At 63.3% G+C, this 16,921-nt stretch carries 18 protein-coding genes; 11 read left to right on the top strand and 7 right to left on the bottom strand.

Translation table 11 applies throughout. The features are described 5' to 3' along the window. Nucleotides 1-12: 12 nt before the first annotated feature. The 3 genes from ubiG to G015_RS0111445 form a co-directional block, all read right to left on the bottom strand. Nucleotides 13-771 (bottom strand): bifunctional 2-polyprenyl-6-hydroxyphenol methylase/3-demethylubiquinol 3-O-methyltransferase UbiG, encoded by a 759-nt coding sequence (gene ubiG / locus G015_RS0111455; RefSeq protein WP_018173895.1) that lies wholly within the window; start codon nucleotides 769-771, stop codon nucleotides 13-15. A gap of 392 nt (nucleotides 772-1,163) precedes the next feature. Continuing rightward, a complete protein-coding gene (locus G015_RS14480) occupies nucleotides 1,164-1,517 on the bottom strand; it encodes a hypothetical protein (protein WP_020146750.1) in 354 nt (117 codons plus the stop codon). A gap of 607 nt (nucleotides 1,518-2,124) precedes the next feature. Beyond that, the gene (locus G015_RS0111445; RefSeq protein ID WP_020146749.1) at nucleotides 2,125-4,416 is read right to left on the bottom strand and encodes an EAL domain-containing protein; all 2,292 of its coding nucleotides are present in this window, start codon (nucleotides 4,414-4,416) and stop codon (nucleotides 2,125-2,127) included. A 453-nt stretch (nucleotides 4,417-4,869) separates the two neighbouring features. On the opposite strand from G015_RS0111445, the gene G015_RS0111440 reads away from it, so the two are divergent. The 4 genes from G015_RS0111440 (at nucleotide 4,870) to G015_RS14145 (ending at nucleotide 6,291) form a co-directional block, all read left to right on the top strand. Beyond that, nucleotides 4,870-5,151 (top strand): type II toxin-antitoxin system RelE/ParE family toxin, encoded by a 282-nt coding sequence (locus tag G015_RS0111440; RefSeq protein WP_020146748.1) that lies wholly within the window; start codon nucleotides 4,870-4,872, stop codon nucleotides 5,149-5,151. A gap of 12 nt (nucleotides 5,152-5,163) precedes the next feature. Continuing rightward, complete coding sequence (locus G015_RS0111435) at nucleotides 5,164-5,478, top strand: HigA family addiction module antitoxin (RefSeq protein ID WP_018173892.1); 315 nt, start codon at nucleotides 5,164-5,166, stop codon at nucleotides 5,476-5,478. Between the two features lie 290 nt (nucleotides 5,479-5,768). After that, nucleotides 5,769-6,047 (top strand): type II toxin-antitoxin system Phd/YefM family antitoxin, encoded by a 279-nt coding sequence (locus G015_RS0111430; protein WP_018139190.1) that lies wholly within the window; start codon nucleotides 5,769-5,771, stop codon nucleotides 6,045-6,047. Beyond that, the gene (locus G015_RS14145) at nucleotides 6,022-6,291 is read left to right on the top strand and encodes a Txe/YoeB family addiction module toxin (RefSeq protein WP_019024210.1); all 270 of its coding nucleotides are present in this window, start codon (nucleotides 6,022-6,024) and stop codon (nucleotides 6,289-6,291) included. The genes G015_RS0111430 and G015_RS14145 overlap by 26 nt, the downstream gene beginning before the upstream one ends. A 37-nt stretch (nucleotides 6,292-6,328) precedes the next feature. Here the strand turns inward: G015_RS14145 and G015_RS0111420 are convergent, their stop codons facing one another. From G015_RS0111420 to G015_RS0111405, 4 genes are all read right to left on the bottom strand, one after another. Then, a complete protein-coding gene (locus tag G015_RS0111420) occupies nucleotides 6,329-7,279 on the bottom strand; it encodes a PDC sensor domain-containing protein (RefSeq protein ID WP_020146746.1) in 951 nt (316 codons plus the stop codon). 466 nt (nucleotides 7,280-7,745) lie between these two features. Beyond that, nucleotides 7,746-8,009, bottom strand: coding sequence for a Txe/YoeB family addiction module toxin (locus G015_RS0111415; RefSeq protein WP_018994998.1), 264 nt, complete (start codon nucleotides 8,007-8,009; stop codon nucleotides 7,746-7,748). Further along, complete coding sequence (locus tag G015_RS0111410) at nucleotides 8,006-8,248, bottom strand: type II toxin-antitoxin system Phd/YefM family antitoxin (protein WP_018139194.1); 243 nt, start codon at nucleotides 8,246-8,248, stop codon at nucleotides 8,006-8,008. Before G015_RS0111410 ends, G015_RS0111415 begins: the two co-directional genes overlap by 4 nt. Nucleotides 8,249-8,648: 400 nt before the next feature. Beyond that, nucleotides 8,649-9,551 carry a complex I NDUFA9 subunit family protein gene (locus tag G015_RS0111405; protein WP_020146745.1) on the bottom strand — a complete coding sequence of 301 codons (903 nt, stop codon included), beginning with the start codon at nucleotides 9,549-9,551 and terminating at the stop codon, nucleotides 8,649-8,651. Nucleotides 9,552-9,785: 234 nt separating this feature from the next. Between G015_RS0111405 and G015_RS0111400 the strand changes: the two genes are divergently transcribed. From G015_RS0111400 to brnA, 7 genes are all read left to right on the top strand, one after another. After that, nucleotides 9,786-10,571, top strand: coding sequence for an HNH endonuclease (locus G015_RS0111400; protein WP_018994996.1), 786 nt, complete (start codon nucleotides 9,786-9,788; stop codon nucleotides 10,569-10,571). Nucleotides 10,572-10,748: 177 nt separating this feature from the next. Then, a complete protein-coding gene (locus G015_RS0111395; protein ID WP_020146744.1) occupies nucleotides 10,749-12,728 on the top strand; it encodes a class I SAM-dependent DNA methyltransferase in 1,980 nt (659 codons plus the stop codon). A 197-nt stretch (nucleotides 12,729-12,925) separates the two neighbouring features. Next, nucleotides 12,926-13,831 (top strand): Abi family protein, encoded by a 906-nt coding sequence (locus tag G015_RS0111390; protein WP_020146743.1) that lies wholly within the window; start codon nucleotides 12,926-12,928, stop codon nucleotides 13,829-13,831. A gap of 11 nt (nucleotides 13,832-13,842) precedes the next feature. Further along, a complete protein-coding gene (locus G015_RS0111385) occupies nucleotides 13,843-15,195 on the top strand; it encodes a restriction endonuclease subunit S (protein ID WP_020146742.1) in 1,353 nt (450 codons plus the stop codon). Continuing rightward, entirely contained in the window at nucleotides 15,192-16,142 is a 951-nt protein-coding gene (locus G015_RS0111380; RefSeq protein ID WP_020146741.1) for a GIY-YIG nuclease family protein, read from the top strand. The genes G015_RS0111385 and G015_RS0111380 overlap by 4 nt, the downstream gene beginning before the upstream one ends. A gap of 149 nt (nucleotides 16,143-16,291) precedes the next feature. Beyond that, nucleotides 16,292-16,555 (top strand): BrnT family toxin, encoded by a 264-nt coding sequence (locus tag G015_RS0111375; RefSeq protein WP_020146740.1) that lies wholly within the window; start codon nucleotides 16,292-16,294, stop codon nucleotides 16,553-16,555. Further along, a complete protein-coding gene (gene brnA, locus G015_RS0111370; RefSeq protein ID WP_018139201.1) occupies nucleotides 16,545-16,814 on the top strand; it encodes a type II toxin-antitoxin system BrnA family antitoxin in 270 nt (89 codons plus the stop codon). The genes G015_RS0111375 and brnA overlap by 11 nt, the downstream gene beginning before the upstream one ends. Nucleotides 16,815-16,921: the final 107 nt, after the last annotated feature.

The raw sequence follows: 16,921 nt of genomic DNA, 5'->3' as shown, positions 1-16,921 counted from the left end.
CGAACCCGTCCTTCAGGCTTCGGGCTTCCGTGCCAGCAACATGTAGTTGACGCTCATGGAGCGCGACAGCCACATCCGGCGGGAAAGCGGATTCACCTTGACTCCCGTCTGCGCCACGGGCTCCAGGCCGTCCCGCGCGAGCAGCGCCCTCGTTTCCCGCGGTGTGACAAAGCGCTTCCACTGATGGGTGCCCCGGGGCAGGATGCGGAACAGGTACTCGGCACCGACAATCGCCACCACGAACGAGACCGGATTGCGATTGATCGTGGCCACGAAGGTGTGGCCGCCGGCGCGCAGCATGCGGTTGACGCTCGCCATGAACGCGGGCAGGTCCGCCACATGCTCCACCACCTCCATGTTCAGGATCACGTCGAAGGTCTCGCCTCGTGCCGCGAGGGCTTCCGCGGTGTTCACTTCGTACTCGATATCCAGGCCCTGCTCCGCGGCATGAAGCCGAGCCGCGGCGATGTTCCGGTCGACGACGTCCACGCCCAGTACATTCGCGCCCAGGCGGGCCATGGCCTCGCTCAGCAGCCCGCCGCCACAGCCAATATCGAGGATGCGCAGGCCGTCCAGGGGGCGCTCGGCCTCCGCGTCCCGCCCGAGCGAGTGGCAGAGTTGGTCGCGGATGTAGTCACTGCGCAGGCCGTTCAGCACGTGCAGGGGCCAGAGTCTTCCATCCGGTTCCCACCACATCTCGGCCAGGGCGCGGTAGCGTTCCACCTCGGCGGGATCAACGGTTCGGTCGTGTTCCACATTCGGAGAAGTCATGGGCTGGGTCGCTCGCCATCGGCACAAAGGTCTCTATCCGACCACACGCCGCCAGTTTCGATCGCAGCGGCGGGCGCACCGAACGATCATGTACCCCTGATCACTCGCCATAGGCCTGAGCGATTCTGGGCCCGGTAGGCGCCTGCAAGCAGGCTCCCTCAGGATGCTTTTGGTGTCCCGGGGCGACCGGCAACCGCGCAGCGGTAAACGGCCCTTGGAAACAGGCGAGGTGACGTCAGAGAGTCCGGCTCTCCGCGGTCGTATTGGCCGGTTACCGGGGTCCAACCCTGTCATTGATCAGCACAACGGTCGGAACTTGCTGTGCCGTCGGGTCAACCAACGAGTTGAGGAAATCGCCATGGTCACCTAAAACACGGGTTAGGTGCGATCGCTCAACAGGTTGTCCAGCAGGAGAAAGCGTCATGAGTTGCCAGGAACATCCGAATCACGATCATGAACACGGACCCGGCTGCGGACACACCGCGGTGGAGCACAACGGACACGTGGATTACCTGCATGATGGTCATCTCCACCATCCGCATGGCGACCATGTTGACGAGCATGTCATCGAGGTGAGCGAAACGAACCCCGATCACTGCACCCCGGACCATCAGTGCCAAGGTCACGACCCGAATCACGTGCACGGTCCCGGCTGCGGCCACGAGCCCGTTCCGCACGGGGACCACGTGGACTACCTGGTAGACGGCCACCTGCATCACCCCCATGGTGACCACTGCGACGACCACGGACCCCTCAAGGTCGTCGCATCGGGGACCTGACTCGCGCCATCCCGGCCACCTTCGCGATGCGGCACCGCGTCGCCGTGCATGCGTTTGACCTTACCTTGGTCCGGCCCCGTCATGCCCGCGATATTCTGTCATTGCGAGGTCTCGCAGAGACCGCGGCAATCTGCCGGACCGTTCCGAGAGGTAGCTGTTCGCTCGGTACCGTAGGTGGCCCTTGTGACCGACCGCAATGATCGACGAGCCAAGGCACAAGGTCAGATCCTGGTTTTCGTCCCCGTGTGGCCGGAAGAGAGCCCCTCGGAATCAGAGCCCCCCTTTGCGCCAAAGTTGGCCGGGCAGGGCAACAGGCAAGGTCTGACCCCGTGTCCGCGCCGGTTCGTCGCCGAGGCTGGGGCCTGCCCACAGTAGGAGGCGAGCCCTCTCGCCGATCGGGTGTGTCCGGCTCACCATCGCCCAGAGGGCTGGGCTCCTACAAGAAAAACAAGAAAAAGGGGGTGGGGCGGTGTGCGCGCAAGATGGGCGACCTCTTCCGCTAACGCGGCGGTCTGCTCAATCTGAAGGCAGACCCCGGGCCCTCCTGCGACTGAAGACACCACCGCACCGTGCGCTAGAACTCGATGTCGTAGCGCAGCTCTTCGTCCGGCTGACGCAGGAAGTTGCCCTGCACCAGGTCGATTTGCGACTGCCACAGCAGGGCCAGGCCGTCCACATCCTCCACATAGGCCGCCATGGTGCGTGCGCCGCTGGCCCGGGCGATGTTCAGCAGCGGCTCCAGGCGCGCGAGCTTGTCGGCGGCATCGTGCAGCCCGTGGGTCAGTGGACGCGCGACCTTCACGTAGTCGGGCTGCAGGCTGCGCAGTAGCTGCGCCGGCTGTTCGCTGGAGAGTCCGAAGTGCTCCACGGCCACTCCGACATGGATATCGCGCAGTGTCCCAATGACCCGTTCGGCCTGCTGCAGGTCCGCCACGATGTCTTCCTCCGCCAGCTGCAGCACCAGCGCTCGGGCTGGCAAGGCCGCCTGGGCGAGGATGCGCCCGAGCCAACCTGCCAGGTCCTTGTCGCGCAGCGACCCGCGCGACAGTTTGACGAAGAACACCGAGTCCGGATGGGTGCGCAGTCGTGCGCCCAGGATGTCCACTGCGTTGGCCAGCACCCAGCGGTCCAGCGCCCGGTCGAGGTCCAGGTGTCCGGCCATGTTGACGAACGGGCCGGGTAATTGGGTGTGGCCTTCCGGATCGCGAATCCGGAGCAGGACTTCGTAGCGCTCCGTGTTGTCGGAGCCGGCGATGTTGGCGATCGGCTGATACACCAGAAAAAGGCGGTGCTCGTGAATCGCCCGAGTGATCACCTGGCGCCAGTGCTGCTGCTGGGCGGCACCGCACTCCGGCGTGATCAGCGCCGGGTCCAGCTGGATACGGTTTCCGCCCTCCCGGCGGGCCTGCGCACAAAGCGCCAGAGACTGGTCCACCGCATCTGCCGCGGGAATGTCGGCCAGTGCCGTGATCCCGATGCTCAGGCCCGGGTACGGCGCGTGGCTCGGGGCACCATGCGGCGCCGGGACCTTCGCATAAAGGGCATCGCCCCAGCCTGACAGGGCTTCCGCGTCGGCTCGGTTCAGCAGCACGAGGGTCGCGTTCTCGCTGAATCGGGTGATGCGCTCGCCCGCGGCCAGGCCTGACGCGATTCGCCCCAGCAGGCGACGCTGAAGCAGCGAGAAACCGGCCACTCCCTGTTCCCGGATCAGACTTGAGGCCTCGTCCCATTCGACGCAGGCAAGGGCGACGATTCCGGGCTGAGTGGCCAGCCCCGCTCGCCAGTGGTCCAGCAGGGGCGCCAGGTCGCCGGAGCGCAGGGTGGCGGGGGCCCGCCCGGCCCGACGACGTCGGCGGCAGAGGCGCGCCTCGGAGCGGACACGCGCGGGCGCCGCCTCCGGCGATATGTGCGCAAGCCGAGGGCCCGGCTCGGCTCCAGGGCCTTCTGGTGGCGTCAGCAGAACGCGCGGGATGTCGAACAGCGATGGGTCCTGATCAAGGGAGCGGGACAGGGCCGCGGCCTGGCCGGGCGTGATGTCCACGTCGATCACAATGGCCTCGGGCAGGCTCTCCAGGGCTTGGCCCGGCACATCGTCCTCCGGCAAGAGACGCTGGATGTCGAGTGCCGGGGCCTCCTGCAGGGCGCGGGTCGGGGAGACCGACTGCCCGGTGGTGACCAGCATGATCCGCAGCGGATCCCATGGGCTGGAGTCGACCAGGCCCTCCAGTGTCGCGGCGATCTCGGAGGGAATCGTGGGCATCGACAGGACCGCGTCCCAGTCATCGATCGTGGTTGGCTGTTCCCCGCCCTGGGAAGCTTGCAGGATCAGGATATTGGGCAACGCTGCATCGTCATCCGGTGTTGGCGGGCCCGGCGGCGCCGCCAGGACGACGCGTGCATGAGGCGTCGCTGTCGATTCGGCATGCACCGCCTCCTGCAGGCTGGCGAAGGCGTCCACCCGAAAGCCACAGGCCACCAGTTGCAGTGCCAGTTCGTCGCGTTCCGCGCCGGCCGGCCCGAGCAACTGGACCCGCAGTCGGTCGGGAACCGGAGTCGGCATACTGTCGGGCTCCGGAGCCGCCGGGAGCCCCTCCGACGCGGCGAGATCGTCCGGAAGCGTCCCCTGCAGGCGCAGGATCAGGGCGCCAATGGTCTCCTGCTCGTTGGAGTTGGGAGGCAGCGGGCTTTGCAGATGCTGGGCCACACGCTCGTCAATGCGCCGTGCGGTGTTCAGCGCCTCCTTCAGCGCCGTCCCGGCCAGCCCTCCGGCGATCACCCGGGTCAGCGCGCGGATCTCCCCCAGGTCCACATGGCGGCAGCCACGCTGCCGGATCATGTACCACCGGTCGGCCAGGTCGGCGACCATCCGTGGCAGGCCCCGGACAAACTCCCGGCTGGTGGTGTTATCGGATGGAGTTGGAGAGGACTTCGCCTGCGGGGTGCTGCCGGAAACATCGGCCATGTGATTCGAAGTCCTCTTGGAATGTGTCTTGTGAACTATAGACAACCCTTCCACGCATGGTTGAGTTTTTTGGTACTGCCTCGACCCATTAGCGGCCTGCGCCGGAATCCAGCCTCCAGCGAAACGGCGATACCGCCCCAAAGCGCTTGCGCCTGTGCGTCATCGAGGCTGGAGCTTACCCACTGTAGGAGGCGAGCCCTCTCGCCGAGCGGGCGTGTCCAGTGCCGCATCGCCCAGAGGGCTGAGCTACTACGAGAGAAAGGGGCTGTGGCGGAATGTGAACAAGATGGCACTCCGCTTTCTCGCCGCGTTAGCTAGCAGATTGACACGTGTCACGTGATACGAGACATTGGTGCCGTGATCAAGACGTTCGCGGATCGGCGTACGCAAGAGTTGTACGCGACAGGGAAGTCGAAGCGGATCCCGCCAGATGTTGCCAGAAGGGCGGTCCGCAAGCTGGACTATCTCTCGGTAGCCGAGCAGATTGATGACTTGCGGGTTCCTCCCGGCAATCGGCTGCACGCGCTGGAAGGAGATCGCAAGGGTCAGTATGCAATCTCCGTCAATGACCAGTGGCGGCTCTGCTTCCGGTTCGAGGATGGCGACGCCTTCGATGTCGAAATCACGGATTATCACTAGGAGGCAATAGTGATGAGCATCTCCAACACCACCGGCCTGAAGCGGCGGCCGACCCATCCGGGTGAAATGCTGCGCGAGGACTTTCTTCCGGATTTTGGCCTGAGCACCGCGGAGTTGGCCAAGGCGGCAGGCGTATCGCGCCAGTCCATCAACGAACTGCTGCGCGAACGTCGAGCTCTAAGTCCGGAGATGGCACTGCGGCTCGCACGGCTGTTCGGGACTACCCCGGAGTATTGGATGAATGCTCAACGTGCCGTGGACCTCTGGGACGCCGCCCAGGCCATTCAGGACGACATAAACCGCATCCACCCACTAGACGCCGCCTGACCCAGCGCCCCAAGGGGCATGTCCGTAGCCTGTAGCAACGGAATCACCCCACGCCCGTTCCCTGGTGAGGCTGGGTCCTACCACTGTAGGAGGCGAGCCCTCTCGCCGATCGGGCGTGTCCAGTGCCCCATCGCCCAGAGGGCTGGGCTCCTACGAGAGAAAGGGGCTGTGGCGGCATGTGAACAAGATGGGTGTCCACTTTCGCATGCTTCCAGCCATGTTTGGCGATTGAATCACCCCCAATAATTGGTCTATTCTCGTACTGAATTTCCGTACGGTTCGGAGCGGCCATGGAAACAGTAAGCGTCAACCGGTTTCGTGAGAACCTGAAGGCCTTTGTCGAGGAAGCGGTATCCACGCACACCCCGCTCAAGGTGACGCGGCGCGCGGGTGAAGCCTTCGTAGTGATGAGCGCGGATGACTGGGAGCGGGAGCAGGAAACGCTCTATGTGCTTCAGAACTCCAGCTTGATGCAGCAGATTGCGGACTCCGCCGCCACCCATCGGAAGGGAGACGGTTATCGACCCACGGAAGGGGAGATCGATGAGATCACTGGTATTCGAGGGTAATACCTGGGCCGCGTACGAAACGCTCCGGGAGCGCGACCCAAAGCTGCATCGAGCCCTGCGCCGGATCCTGAAGGAAATGCTCCGGAACGACCCGGCCACCGGAACCGGGAAGCCGGAACCCCTCCGGCATTCGCTCTCCGGCTTCTGGTCCCGACGTCTCTCCGCCCGGGACCGACTGATCTACCACTTCGACGATCAAGCCATCTATATCTTCGCGATCGGGGGCCATTACGACGCGTTGTGATTCTTGCCCAGGTTGCCCTTCCCCGGACGCCGAGGGATTACGGGTGTTCGTGCTCTTCTCCGGGGCCCAGCCAGAAGTCCAGGCGTTTGGCGAGAAACTCCTGCCCGCTCATGTAGTGGGACCCATCACAGGAGAAGTTGAGGCCAACCATGCCGTTGAAGATATTGAGGGAGCCGGAGCGCAGGTAGATCGTGTCGTCCATGAAGCGCAGCTCACGGAAGGTACGGAACACCGCGGCTACCTGCTCCGTGGAGAGTAATGCCTCCTCGGGGTAGGCCCGCTGGGGATAGGCGAGACAGATCCCGGGATCCGTGAGGTCCTCGTAGTCCAGCAAGCGGTAGCGGAATGGGTCGTCGCGCAGCCACAAGGTGGCCCGGGAGCTGGAGAAATGCAGCTTGCCGTGGAATACGCCGTGGGCGGCCACCAGCTCGGTCAAGAGGTCCAGTACCTCGTCGATACGGGTGTCGAGCGGGCTGTCCACCCGATGCTGGTTGAACAGGCCCCCGCGGATCGCTGGATCCCCCTTGAGCTGCATCCATTGGTCCGGCTGCTGATAGAGGTTGCGGGTCAGGGGCAGCTCCCGCAGGTCGAAGTCCGCCCCCAGGAACCCCAGCAATGTGCCATCGCTTTGGGTCAGCCGTTGCACGGCGGTCAGGGTAGGGCGGCGCCGATTGCGGCTGATATAGGCCGACGACATGGAAAACTCGGCACCGGCCAGGGCATCGGCCAGGTAGGGCCGGGTGCTGCGATCCCGTCCGGCCTGGTCTGGCAAGGGGCCTTCTGGGGATACGTTGGCGGTCACCTGGTGAGCGCGATGATCGAGCACATAGAGGTACTTGCAGGACGGCAGCGCGCCCAGAGCCACCGCGAGTCGCTGCTCCAGGGCCTCGCGATCACCCCATCTCTCGGCACAGGGGGTCACCAGCCGCGCCAGTGCGGTCGACAGTTGCCCCTGGAGCAGCAGTCGCTGCCGGGCCACCGCCGTCATTGTCGCTTCACTCATGGCCTTCGCTCGGAGGATACCGTTGGGAACGCGCCCGCCAGGCGCGGAAGTCTCGCGAGGGTGCCGCAGGACCGGCGGTGGCGCAACAACCGACTCGATGCATCCTGTGGTCGGATAGCGCCAGGCCGTTGGGTGTGTCGCCATTACGGCCTTTCAGTGGCGTCTTGATGGGAATGCTCGTCGAGACAGCTACCACAACGCGGCGCGCGTTCAACAGCTCCAGGCCCGCCCTCTGGCCGAGACAGCGGCAAAAGACAAGCGCTGACCCTATGGACAAAAGGCAAGGCCTGACCGCGGAGCCCCTTGTAGGAGGCGAGCCCCCTCGCCGATCAGACGTGCCCAATGCCCCATCGCCCAGAGGGCTGGGCTCCTACGAGAGAAGCGGCTGTGGAGGCATTTGAACAAGGCGGGTGTCCTCTTTTCCTGGCGGCTGCGGGATCGTGTAGCCGGGTTACTCGTAGTGGCTCCATAAACGAATCACCTTGACGACTCCCTCGTCTTCAAGCACCTGGTACACCAACCGGTGTTGAATATTGATGCGCCGCGAGTACGCGCCGGAGAGATCACCCACCAGCTTCTCGAATGGTGGGGGCTTTCGATACGGATCTTCCGCAATCAGGGTCAGCAGTTCCTGTGCTTTCGGCTTCAGGCCGCTGGCCGCCAGCTTCTTCGCATCCTTTTGAGCCTGCCGGGTGTAGACCCACTTCCATGTCACCAATCCAGCTCCTCGTGGCATTCATCCGCCGGAGTATCCATCCCCTCGCGGATCGACTCGCGCATACCCGGCACCGATAGCAGGTACAGGGTCTCCTGAATGGCCGACCAGTCCGACTCGGATAGCAGGACCGCGTTGTTCCGCTTGCCGGTGATCACAATCGGCTCGTGGGATTCCGCCGTTTCGTCGATCAGCCGGTAGAGGTTGCTGCGCGCCTCTGTAGCCGTAATTCCCGTCATGGCGCACCTCGTAAGTGTGTGGGCTTCGACCAAGAGTACGCCTTGGCGTACGTTCCGTAAACCGTACGGGTATTCCGTCACCGCCAGACACCGCAGAAACTGCGGCAACCGTTCGGATCGTTCCAGGAATTGTCCTTTCGCCCAGCCTGGAAGGTCATCCCGGAAACCGCGCAGCGGTTATCCGGGATTTCGGGCGCCGAGGCAGGAGCGGACGCCGGAGATCCCGGCTCTCCCCTTCGCTCCGGCCGGGATGACCGTTTGCCGCCAGGGAGAAGCTGGGTGTCCTCTTTCTCGCTCTTTCTCTTGGGAGATCCGGGCTCTTCGCTTCGCTGCGGCCGGGATGACGAGGGGCTCCCACAGGGGGAGACGGGCAACAGTGGAGTGATGTATTCGGGTGGGGTTAGTGGGTTGGGAGGCAGTCGGGCAGGGATTGTTCGAACGAGTGAGGGGTGATGCCGAGGTCGGCGAAGGCGCCGAGGGTGGGGTTGGCGATGTTGTCCTGTTGCATCAGGTAGAGCTGATCGCCCGTCAGGGGTGGGTTGGGGAGTAGCGATCCCACGGCGGCCAGGGCGTGCCAGAGGATGAATGGAATGGGCAGCATGGGGCGTTTGCGGCCCAGGTGAGTGAGGACCAGGCGCACGATCTGGCGATAGTTGAGGATGTCCGGGCCGCCGAGTTCGTAGATGGGGTGTGTGGGCGGCTCGTCTGCGCACAGGCGGGCGAGGGCGCGGGCGATGTCGCTGACGTGTACCGGTTGCAGGCGGGTGGTGCCGCGGCCGAACAGGGGTATTACGGGCAGGGGCGCGAGGCCGGCGAGGTTGCGCACAAAGGCGTCGCCCGGGCCGAAGAGGACACTGGGGCGCACGACGATGGCGTTGGGGAATTCGCGGAGGACGGCGGCTTCGCCTTGCGCTCGGGCGCGGATGTACGACGAGGGCGAGCGGCTGTCGGCGCCGATGCCGGAGACCTGCACGACGCGCTCCAGGGCCGCGTTCCGGGCGGCACGGGCGAGGCGCGCGGCGCCTTCGACGTGGATGGTGGTGAAGCGCAGGTCGCGTTGCTCCACATACAGGCTGACGGCGTTGACGACGCCCCGGGCGCCTTCCACGGCGCGGGCGACATCGGCATCGTCCCGGATGTCGGCGCGGCAGTGTTCGAGCCGGGTGTGGTCTTGCAGGGAGGCGGGTAGCGCCGGGTGGCGCGACGCAATGCGCACGGGGTGCCCGGCGTTGAGCAGTTCGTGCACGGTTGCGCGGCCGAGGAAGCCGGTGCCGCCGAATACCGTGATCAGGTTCGGGCGCATGATGAGCCCCCTCCAGGCAAATCCGATCGTTACGGGGTGTGGATGCTTGTCGATCCGACTGACAGATGGCCTATAGGTAAGACTGGCGTGTAGGGAGAATGATCCCGGTGGGGTATGGAAGAAGAGGGGTGTCCTCTTTCCTGTTCAAGAGCCTTCTGCTCACCCCCGGAAGTCAGGTTCGCTTACCCATACGCTGGTGTTGGTCCGCACACTGCAGGAGTAGGGAGTGACTGGATGAAGACGATTCTTTTTGCCTGGAACCCAAGAAAGTGGGTCTGGGATGAGCTTCCCCGGGCGGTTGTTCGGGCGAACCAGGAAGGTTCTTACAGAGATGAATGGAGCTGTGGAGTAACCAAGAACGTTCAGCCTGGAGACCGCGCGTTTCTGATTCGGCTGGGTGAGCCACCCAAGGGTTTGATCGGCTCGGGTATCGTGCTGTCGAGTCCGCGCGAAAGGCATCATTGGGATGCAGAGCGGCGTGCGAAAGGCGATACCGCCAACGTTGTGGAGATCGAGTTTGATGTTCTGAGTGAACAGCCTGTGGTGGACGAGGCTGAACTCCGCTCAAAACCGCTTGATGCTCAGGACTGGTTTCCCCAGGCCTCCGGCGTGACGATAGCGAGCGACGTGGCTGAGGTGCTGGAAGCTCGCTGGGCAGAGCGCGCGCAGCGCCCTGCATATTCGGCATCGATGGGCGTGGTGGAAGGGAAGAGGCTATTGACCGTGGCGACGCGGTACGAGCGTAACCCAGAAGCGCGGCGGAAATGTCTGGAGCACTATGGGCTGACTTGCCAGGCCTGTGGGATGTCCTTCGAAGAGCGATATGGGCCCATCGCAAAGGACCTAATTGAGGTTCACCACAACGTTCGCCTGTCCGACATCGGGAAGGAATATACCGTCGATCCTGTCCATGACCTCATTCCGCTGTGCCCTAACTGTCACGCGGTGGTGCATAGGCAAGTACCGCCGCTTCCCGTGGACGAACTGAAGAAGCTCATCAAGGCGCGGATGGGTGCGTAGCCTGACGGGCGCTCTTGGGCCTGCGGCCGCAATTGTTACCGTCACATAGCAGGGTTGTGGGTGGCCGATAAGGCGGCTGTCGTTCCTCTGTTCGCCGCGTGCCTTCGTTTGCTGCAACAATGTCCCCATCACTGGGGCTTGGTGCCCGGCATGGAAGAACGAACAGGGGAGCAGGGCTTGAACACGGAGAATCATTCAGAGACCGCCGCGTGGATCTGGTCGGTGGCGGATCTGCTGCGCGGTGACTTCAAGCAGTCGCAGTACGGGCGGGTGATCCTGCCGTTCACGCTGCTGCGACGGCTGGAATGCGTGCTGGAGCCGACCAAGGATGGCGTGCTGGCTGCTGCCAAGGAGCACGAGAACAAGTCGGAGACGGTCCGCGAGCAGTTTCTGCTGCGCGAGGCGGATCAGCCGTTTTTCAACACCTCGCCGCTGTCGCTCGCGAGTCTGTCGGACACGCAGACGGCCGAGGACCTGATGAGCTACATCGAGTCCTTCAGCAAGGACGCCCGCGAGATCTTCGACCACTTCCACTTCGAGGACTACGTCGAGCAGCTCGCCAGCAACAACCTGCTGTACCAGGTGGTGCAACGCTTCTCCGCCATCGACCTGCGCCCGGCTCGGATCTCCAACTTCGGTATGGGGCTGGTGTTCGAGGAGCTGATCCGCAAGTTCGCGGAGAGCTCCAACGAGACCGCCGGGGAGCATTTCACCCCGCGTGACGTGGTTCACCTGACCACCTCGCTGGTGCTCACCGGGCAGGACCACAAGCTCCAGCCGCACGGCATTGTCACCGTGTACGACCCGACCTGCGGCACCGGCGGATTCCTGTCCGAGAGCGAGGAGTACATCCAGCAGATCAGCCAGGATGTCAGCGTGTCCCTGCACGGGCAGGAGCTGAACCCCGAGTCCTATGCCATCTGCAAGGCGGACATGCTGATCAAGGGCCAGGACGTCGAGAACATCAAGCTCGGCAACACCCTGTCGGACGACCAGCACGCGGACGAGCACTTCGACTACATGCTCGCCAATCCGCCGTTCGGCGTGGAGTGGAAGAAGGTCCAGAAGCAGGTGGTGGACGAGCACCAGCACAAGGGCTTCAACGGCCGCTTCGGCCCCGGCCTGCCGCGCGTGTCCGACGGTTCGCTGCTGTTCCTGCTGCACCTGGTCAGCAAGATGCGGGACCCGCGCGAGGGTGGCTCGCGCATCGGCATCATCCTCAACGGCTCTCCGCTGTTCACCGGCGGGGCCGGTAGTGGCGAGTCCGAGATCCGCCGCTACCTGCTGCAGCACGACATGGTGGAGGCCATCATCGGTCTGCCCACCGACATGTTCTACAACACCGGCATCGCCACCTACATCTGGGTGCTGAACAACAACAAGCCGGCCGAGCGCCGCGGCCGCGTACAGCTCATCGACGCCACCGAGCGCTACGCCAAGATGCGCAAGTCGCTCGGCTCCAAACGCCAGTTCATCGACGACGCCAATATCGACGCCATCGTGCGCAGCTACGGCGCCTTCGAAGAGAGCGACAAGAGCAAGATCTTCCCGAACGAGGCCTTCGGCTACCGCCGCATTACGGTCGAACGACCGCTGCGCCTGAACTTCCAGGCCAGCCCCGAGCGCATCGAACGCATGCTGGCCGAAAAGCCGATCCAGAAGCTGGACGCGACCACCCGCCTGGGCCTGCAAGCCGCCTGCGAGCGGCTGGACGCCGAGCGCGTGTACACCCACCGCGAGACCTTCCTGACCGACCTGCAGGCCCGGTTGAAGGCGCTGGACGTGAAGCTGCCCGCCGCCGCGCTGAAGGCCGTGTGGAACGGTCTGAGCGAACGCGACCCGGAAGCCGACATCTGCACCGACAAGAAGGGCAACCCGGAACCGGACAGCGACCTGCGCGACACCGAGAACGTCCCGCTGGGCGAGGACGTGTTCGAGTACTTCGAGCGCGAGGTGAAGCCGCATGTCCCGGACGCCTGGATCGACCAGGACAAGCGCGACGAACAGGACGGCGAGATCGGCATCGTCGGCTTCGAGATCCCGTTCAATCGCCACTTCTACGTGTTCCAGCCCCCACGCCCGCTGGAAGAGATCGACGCCGACCTGAAGGCCGTCACTACCCGCATCAAGCAGATGATCGGGGAGCTGTCGGCGTGAAACGGGCCACGCGCATCGCTGTTCGCCGAACGCTGATGCAGCCCTGGGGTACTAGTGGCGTGGTGGCGGTTCCAAGGGGGCGAGAGGTTGTCCGCTGGGGCATCACAACCTATAATACAAAGCAACAATACCCGCCAAGGCTATGCTCCTCGGAGTACCCTCAAACCGGCGGGTTACTTGTTTCTGGGAAGGCGTGAATGGATTTCACCAAGCCTGCCAGGACGCACCAGGAACAGCTCGAACTGCTCCAGTCCCGCGGCCTGCACATCGAAGACCGTGACCGGGCGCTGCACTATCTGCGGCACCTGAACTACTACCGCCTAACCGCGTACTGGTTGCCCTTCGAGGCCGATCACGAAACGCACCGCTTCCGGCAGGGCGCGTCCTTCGATGCGATCCTGAACCTCTACGTATTCGACCGCGAATTCCGCCTGTTGCTGCTGGATGCCATCGAGCGTGTAGAGGTGTCCCTGCGTGCCGGATGGGCCTATCACATGGCGCATCAGCATGGCCCCCACGCCTACCTGGATGCCTCGCTGTCCGTGCGTGGCGACTGGCACGCACGGCATCTGGCGAAGCTCGAAGCGGAAGTTTCACGCTCCGACGAGACCTTCGTAGCGCACTACCGCAATACCTATTGCCGGCCCGCCACGCCTCCCGTCTGGGCGGTTTGTGAAGTGATGTCCCTCGGGCTGCTTTCGCGCTGGATCACCCACCTGCGTCCGCACGATCGCGAGGCGATCGCAAAACCCTACGGCCTGAACCAGGTAGTCCTGCAGGCATTTATTCGTCATCTCACCTATGTGCGCAACCTCTGCGCCCATCACAGTCGGGTGTGGAACCGGCGGCTCACGATCACCATGAAGCTGCCGCAAAAACCAAAGGCCTTGGCCGAGGTTATCAACACCAATGAACCCCGCCGCCTCTACAACACCCTGGTCATGCTCGGATACCTGCTCGATCTGATCAGCCCGAACCACCACTGGAAACAGCGGCTGCATGACCTCATGCGGACGCATGGCATCGATGCCACCCTGATGGGCTTCCCCACGAACTGGGAAGACCGCGATTTCTGGGCAATGGCTGTCGAAACGGACGGCTAGGAGACTTCGCAATGACCTTCCCGAAGTATCCCGAGTACAAGGACTCCGGTGTCGAGTGGCTGGGCGAGGTGCCGGCGCATTGGGAGGTCCTCAAAATTAAGCGAATTTGTCATCTGCAAAGCGGTGAATTTATCTCGCCGGACCAAATTATTGAAGAAGGCGACTTCCCGGTTTATGGAGGAAATGGCAAGCGGGGTTACGCCTCCCACTACACCCATGAGGGGCTTCATCCAATTGTCGGGCGGCAAGGCGCCCTATGCGGGAACATTAATTACGCCACCGGAAGGTTTTGGGCGTCAGAGCATGCGGTTGTGGCAAGGACAGAAAACGGTGTGCATCCATTTTGGTTGGGTGAGCTTCTGCGCTCAATGGACCTTAATCAATACTCTGTATCTGCCGCTCAACCCGGACTTGCCGTGGATAGAATCAGAAACCTTATGACGGGTTTGCCACCGACTGAAGAACAGGAAGTTATAGCCGCCTTCCTCGACCACGAGACCGGGAAGATCGATGCGCTGATCGAGGAGCAGCGGCGGCTGATCGAGTTGCTGAAGGAGAAGCGGCAGGCGGTGATCTCCCACACCGTCACCAAGGGCCTCGACCCCAACGTGCCCATGAAGGACTCCGGCGTCGAATGGCTCGGTGAGGTGCCGGCGCATTGGGCTGTTGCTGCGTTGCGTTGGTACGCAACTGTTCAGGGTGGAGTTGCCAAGGGCAAGAAATATGGGCCGGACGAACCGGTGGTCCTGCGTCCCTACCTTCGCGTCGCAAATGTCCAGGATGGGCACCTGGACCTGTCTGAAGTTTACGACGTTCCTGTCAGTTTAACTGAGCTGAATCGTTATGAACTTCGAGAAGGCGATGTCTTGATGAACGAAGGCGGGGATAGCGACAAGCTTGGGCGTGGCGCAGTGTGGCAGGGGCAGATTGAAGGTTGTTTGCATCAAAATCACGTTTTCGCCATTCGGCCAAGCAGGGGGTTGTCTGCAAACTGGCTGTCAATGTTTACGCGGAGCGACTCCGCGAGAGCGTACTTCTACCTATACTCGAAGCAAAGCACCAATCTTGCATCCATTTCATCCCGGAACGTGATGTCTTGCCTTGTTCCGATCCCTTCGCCCAAAGAGCAATCCGAAATTCTGGAGCAGTTATCTGAGGCTTTAGTTCGCATTGATGAATTGGTTAGCAAGACAGACCGTGCGATCGCTCTCCTTCTGGAAAGGAGATCGGCCCTGATCTCCGCCGCCGTCACCGGCAAGATCGACGTGCGCGCCTGGTCGCGTGGGTCTGAGGCGGAAAAGCCGGGGCTGGCGATGGTCGCCGAGGCGTCGGCCGGGTATTCGGCGCAAGGCGGTGCCCAATGACCCAGGGCCGCAGCATCCGCCTGTTCCTGGTCGACGGCACGCCGCACGGGCTGCTGACGGCGGAGATCATGAACTGGACCGGGCATGTGCTTACCGGGCCGCGGGGCAAGCTGAGCGAGCTGGTGCAGCGCCCGGAGTGCGGGCGCACCGGCGTGTACTTTCTGGTCGGCCCGGATGCGGAGAACAGCGCCCGCCCGCAGGTGTACATCGGCGAGTCGGATGATGTCGGCAAGCGACTCAAGCAGCACAACCGGACCGAGGAGCAGGGCGGCAAGGACTTCTGGGAAAAGGTCTGCCTGATCACCAGCAAGGATCAGAACCTGACCAAGGCCCACGTGAAGTACCTGGAGAGCCTGCTGATCCAGCAGGCTCAGCGAGTGGGCCGCTGCACTCTGGTCAACGGGACCCGCCACGACTACATCGGCCTGCCCGAGGCCGACCAGGCCGACATGGCCTTCTTCCTGGAGCAGATCCGCACCGTCCTCCCTGTACTCGGCTTCGAGTTCCTGCGCGATGCCAGCCGGCCGCCTTCCCACGATCTGAAGACGGGCGCGGCAGCAAGTGCTTCCGATGTTTCGGAATCGCCTCGGTTCCGCCTGTCCCTGCCCAAGCACGGCATCACCGCCTTCGGGCAGGAGGCGGAGGGCGAGTTCTTCGTGCTGGAAGGCTCGCATGCGCGGTCAGAGTGGGGGGGCCCCGCTCACGGTTATCAGCGCCTGCACCTGCAATTGTGCGAGGAGGGTGTGGTGGCCGATGGTGGTGGTGACCTTTTGCGGTTCACGCGTGACTACGCGTTCTCCAGTCCCAGTGCGGCGGCGGCCATTGTAGTGGGAAGAGCGGCCAACGGGCGCACCGAATGGAAGCACGAAGAGACAGGCCAGACCTACGGCGAATGGCAGGAGCAGTTGGTCAGCGAAGCCGCTGAAAGCAGAGCTGAAGTGCTCTGATCCGACGCTGCAGGAAATGCGACCGATCGATTTCGCACGCGATTGGCGAGTTTCTGCTCCCGGCTGAACACGCGCGATCCGATGACGGCCAGTGTTGTCGCGCATCCCCCGTTCCTTCTGGAGGAGTAAAAAAGGTATAATTAAAGCTCATGGATGAGTTTCAGTTTGACGAGGCCAAAAGCAGGGCCAATCTGGAAAAGCACGGTATCGATTTCGAGACCGCCCAGGCGCTGTGGGAAGACCCGAACCTGCTGGAGATCCGGGCAAGGTCCGAGGGCGAGCCGCGATTCCTGCTGATCGGGAAGATTGCTGGAAGACACTGGTCGGCTGTCGTCACCTACAGGGAAGGCCGTACTCGCCTGATCTCCGTCAGGCGCTCCCGCAGGAAGGAGGTGGAGCTCTATGAAAGCTAAAGACTTCGACAAGAAATTCGACGAAGGGCAGGAAGATATCGTTGGCGATCTCGACCTCTCGTCGGCGCGCCGCGTCAATCAGGAACAGAAGCGCATCAACGTCGACTTTCCCGCCTGGGTGGTGGAGTCGCTGGACCGCGAGGCGGCGCGCATCGGCGTGACCCGTCAGTCCATCATCAAGGTGTGGCTGGTCGAGCGCCTCCAGGAAGAAGCCACCAGGAACCCGCTGAAGGGTGACGCCGCAGGCGGTGCGCATTAGCCAGGCGCCGGGCGCGTTTTGGAACCGCATTACCGTTCTCCATAAGGACTCTGGGGCGGGCCACGGGAATGGCGGTTTGCCGTTGCGCGCATAACCCTGCAAATTGG

Source organism: Thioalkalivibrio sp. ALJ15 (assembly GCF_000383695.1).
In the GTDB taxonomy this organism is placed as follows: Bacteria; Pseudomonadota; Gammaproteobacteria; order Ectothiorhodospirales; family Ectothiorhodospiraceae; genus Thioalkalivibrio.
Note: the sequence above shows the minus strand (reverse complement) of the source record. Positions and strands in the feature narration are given on the sequence as shown.

Coding starts and splice junctions, on each gene's coding strand:
- ubiG (WP_018173895.1), bottom strand. CDS start 771: ATGACTTCTCCGAATGTGGAACACGACCGAACCGTTGATCCCGCCGAG.
- G015_RS0111445 (WP_020146749.1), bottom strand. CDS start 4,416: ATGGTCGCCGACCTGGCCGACCGGTGGTACATGATCCGGCAGCGTGGC.
- G015_RS0111435 (WP_018173892.1), top strand. CDS start 5,164: ATGAGCATCTCCAACACCACCGGCCTGAAGCGGCGGCCGACCCATCCG.
- G015_RS0111430 (WP_018139190.1), top strand. CDS start 5,769: ATGGAAACAGTAAGCGTCAACCGGTTTCGTGAGAACCTGAAGGCCTTT.
- G015_RS14145 (WP_019024210.1), top strand. CDS start 6,022: ATGAGATCACTGGTATTCGAGGGTAATACCTGGGCCGCGTACGAAACG.
- G015_RS0111420 (WP_020146746.1), bottom strand. CDS start 7,279: ATGACGGCGGTGGCCCGGCAGCGACTGCTGCTCCAGGGGCAACTGTCG.
- G015_RS0111410 (WP_018139194.1), bottom strand. CDS start 8,248: ATGACGGGAATTACGGCTACAGAGGCGCGCAGCAACCTCTACCGGCTG.
- G015_RS0111405 (WP_020146745.1), bottom strand. CDS start 9,551: ATGCGCCCGAACCTGATCACGGTATTCGGCGGCACCGGCTTCCTCGGC.
- G015_RS0111400 (WP_018994996.1), top strand. CDS start 9,786: ATGAAGACGATTCTTTTTGCCTGGAACCCAAGAAAGTGGGTCTGGGAT.
- G015_RS0111390 (WP_020146743.1), top strand. CDS start 12,926: ATGGATTTCACCAAGCCTGCCAGGACGCACCAGGAACAGCTCGAACTG.
- G015_RS0111385 (WP_020146742.1), top strand. CDS start 13,843: ATGACCTTCCCGAAGTATCCCGAGTACAAGGACTCCGGTGTCGAGTGG.
- G015_RS0111380 (WP_020146741.1), top strand. CDS start 15,192: ATGACCCAGGGCCGCAGCATCCGCCTGTTCCTGGTCGACGGCACGCCG.
- G015_RS0111375 (WP_020146740.1), top strand. CDS start 16,292: ATGGATGAGTTTCAGTTTGACGAGGCCAAAAGCAGGGCCAATCTGGAA.
- brnA (WP_018139201.1), top strand. CDS start 16,545: ATGAAAGCTAAAGACTTCGACAAGAAATTCGACGAAGGGCAGGAAGAT.